The sequence below is a fragment of the Gilliamella sp. BG1 genome (assembly GCF_046635625.1).
Taxonomy (GTDB): domain Bacteria; phylum Pseudomonadota; class Gammaproteobacteria; order Enterobacterales; family Orbaceae; genus Gilliamella; species Gilliamella bombi.
In genome coordinates this window covers 1-2,934 of record NZ_JBIDFG010000040.1, presented here as the reverse complement: position 1 = coordinate 2,934, position 2,934 = coordinate 1, and the positions used below count along the sequence as shown (strand labels likewise).

At 39.1% G+C, this 2,934-nt stretch carries 4 protein-coding genes; all 4 read right to left on the bottom strand.

Features of this window, described 5'->3' with window-relative positions; all coding sequences use genetic code 11:
• Window positions 1-2,051 (bottom strand): primase-helicase zinc-binding domain-containing protein (locus ACGH80_RS11650; protein ID WP_411631208.1); only part of this gene is annotated, 2,051 nt, incomplete at its 3' end.
• 10 nt (window positions 2,052-2,061) lie between these two features.
• Entirely contained in the window at window positions 2,062-2,436 is a 375-nt protein-coding gene (locus tag ACGH80_RS11645) for a hypothetical protein (RefSeq protein ID WP_174798957.1), read from the bottom strand.
• A complete protein-coding gene (locus ACGH80_RS11640; protein WP_065627010.1) occupies window positions 2,429-2,620 on the bottom strand; it encodes a hypothetical protein in 192 nt (63 codons plus the stop codon). Before ACGH80_RS11640 ends, ACGH80_RS11645 begins: the two co-directional genes overlap by 8 nt.
• Complete coding sequence (locus ACGH80_RS11635) at window positions 2,607-2,828, bottom strand: hypothetical protein (RefSeq protein ID WP_174798956.1); 222 nt, start codon at window positions 2,826-2,828, stop codon at window positions 2,607-2,609. The genes ACGH80_RS11640 and ACGH80_RS11635 overlap by 14 nt, the downstream gene beginning before the upstream one ends.
• Between the last annotated feature and the right edge of the window lie 106 nt (window positions 2,829-2,934).

The window sequence follows — 2,934 nt, the reverse complement described above, 5'->3', positions numbered from 1 at the left end:
CGTTTAATCGCCGTCGCTTCGTCTGATTGTTGTTGCTGGTGTAGTCTTTCTTTAGCTTCTGTTGGATTGATAAACTCATTTAATAGCAACCTCACAATTGAGGGGAGCTCTTGCTCTATTTTGCTAACCAAGTTTAAATCTCGCTCTTTTTCAGGGATGACCTCGCCAAAGTGAAAGATAACCCTACGCCGTGATATACCTCCATTTCGTTCGTTAAATCTCATTGCCTCGTTATTGATAACCAAGACTACCGCAGGGATTTTACAAGAATAGGGTTGCTTGTGTTTTGGGTCTATTGCTACTTCATCACCGCCAGTAATTGCTTTTAATCCTGCACCACTGCCCATATAACGCGGTTGGTCGGGTAATATGACTAATGAGTAACCCACGATTAAGGCTCTGTCCCTTGCCTTTTCTAATGCGTCCATAGTGCCTATTACAGTATTGTTTTTACCTGATAACATCGTCGCAATTTCAGCAAAAACACTTTTACCGCTACCGCCTGCGCCTGTAACCTCTAAGAATAATTGCCAGTCATGGCGATTAGCCAATATCATATATAGCGCAGCCAAGATATTTTTAGCCTTATCTTGATTGCCTGATGCTCTTTTTAGCCATTTAGCGAAGTTTGGCGCATGAGTATCAAAAGATTCATTTTCTTTGGCAGGGTAGTAATCAATATCATTACTGACTAATAACCAATCTTGCTTATTGTGAGGTCTAAAGGTTTGGCTTTTTAGCTCATATACGCCATTTTTAAAGCAGATTAAATCTTTCTGAGGTGTTCCCATTATAGGCAGTGATAACCTGAGCGATTCAACCGCTGAGCTAATTCGCATAGGGTTAAAAGGTTCGCCTGATTGAGTGAATAAATCGGCTAGTGTTCGCATTAATAGTTTATCGCTTATAGGTTGCCATGCGTTATCTTGATAGTGATAGATTTCATCGGTAGTAAGGTTAATCGCAAGGTTATTATCATAATATTGATTGAGCAGTTCAGCCCGTTGGCTTGATGCCATTTGCGATAGGTTCATGCTTGATAACTCGTTTTGCATGTTATGTTTTGTCATGGTGGATAACTCTGGTTTTATGAGGTTTTTATTAAAATGAGCCAAAGCGTTATCGCTTCCAAATTGTTGCCTATAATCATCCCAATCACATTTATAATCTGTATCAGGAACGGAGTAATAACCATTTACCGCTTGAGCTGCCTCTATTGCTTTAGCTAAGCCCGTATTAGGGCTTTGACCAATATCGTTATCACCTGCAATAATGATTTTAGCGGTAGGGTTTAACTCACGAATGTCTTTAGCTACATGAATAAGATTGCCTGCGTCAATGGCGGATATAACAATAGCCTGATGGCGGAATTCCGCTATCGATATCCCTGTGGCTAAACCCTCACAGATAATAATTTCATTATGTGTGAGCAAATTTGCGCACACCTCGGCAGGTCGGCTCAATATTGAGCTGACTAAAATAAAAGCCCCTTTTTTGCTCGAGCTTTTCATTAAGCGCTTACTACCGTCAGGTTCAATAAATTGACCGCCTGCGTATTCATTATGAAGATTCAGCATGGGCACAAAAATGCGCCCGTTATCTAACAAGGGCAAATCAAAGGTTAACCCTTTCTTAGTCAGGTATTGAGGTTGCCCTAATGTTGCTTTAGATAGCAAATACTCAACCTTTTTACATACGGGATTATCTGGTATGTTATTGTTATGCAATTGTTTGGAATCTATATTCCTAAATGCGAGATTTTCCCGTATTTGGTTATTCTGATTAGACAGATTTAAACATTCCGCTACTTTATTTGATGCTTCTTTAGCGTCACATTGATAATAGTTTTTGATAAGCTCTAAGCCGTCACCACTACCACACTGGTTACAGATATAAGTACCTCTACCATTTTGGTTATCAAATCTAAATCTATCCTTACCCCCACAGACAGGGCAAGGGCAATGCTTGCCATTACCCACTTCAATACCTAATGATTGAAAGATATAATCCCATTTATCTACGGCTTGGGCTGTAATTTCATTGATTTTCATTACATCCCCCTTAATGAATTATCGCGTTAGATTCAGCTTTGATATCTTCGGCTAAATCAATAAATAACGTTGCAAGCATTTCTTGCCCGAATTGCGTTAGTGCCATAGGTTTATCGTCACTTTCGGCGTACATCTTTTTTAATAGTCCATAGGTACGATTTAATCCCTCACTTTCGCCAAAGTCTTCAATCAAGCATTCTTCAAGACTAACTTTTAACCCTAAAACAATTAAATCTTTATCAATATCAATCTTGATACCGTCATGAATAAACACCTTGGCACCGTTTTTATTAATCTGCTCAATTAAAAATAAGCCTGCTATAATCGCCATAGTAGAATCAACGATACTATGATGAATTGCTGTTACTTCTTGCTGATTATCCATGATTTACCCCCTTAATTTGTGTCATGTATCGCCTAACTTCGGGCGGTAGTCGCTTGGTGACATCGGCGAGTAAGTTAGGGATTTCATCCTTGCCAAAAGAAAATAGTGCTACATATTTGCCATTTTTAAGCCTTAATGCGGTAATAGTGCCGTCATCGTTATGGACAAAATCAAACTCTTTCATTCTTTGCCTCCTTGTGCTCGGTTTCGCTTCTAAATAGCTTTTTAGAATCGTTAATCAAGTCTGATACAGCATCAAGGGCATAGGCGCGTAACTCATCATTAATTGGCGTATCCGAATCACAATCCACCATTAAAAGCGTGGTGATAGCGTTGGCTTGTCCTAGTTTTGTATTGATAGTATTTATTGCGTCCAGTGAGATGTTAGCCATTATTCTTATCCTCCGTTAACCCGTACTCTTGTAACTCATCAAAAGCTTGCTCTACTAAATCAACGATAACCCACAGTAAATTACTCATATCGGTTTGTTCGATAAA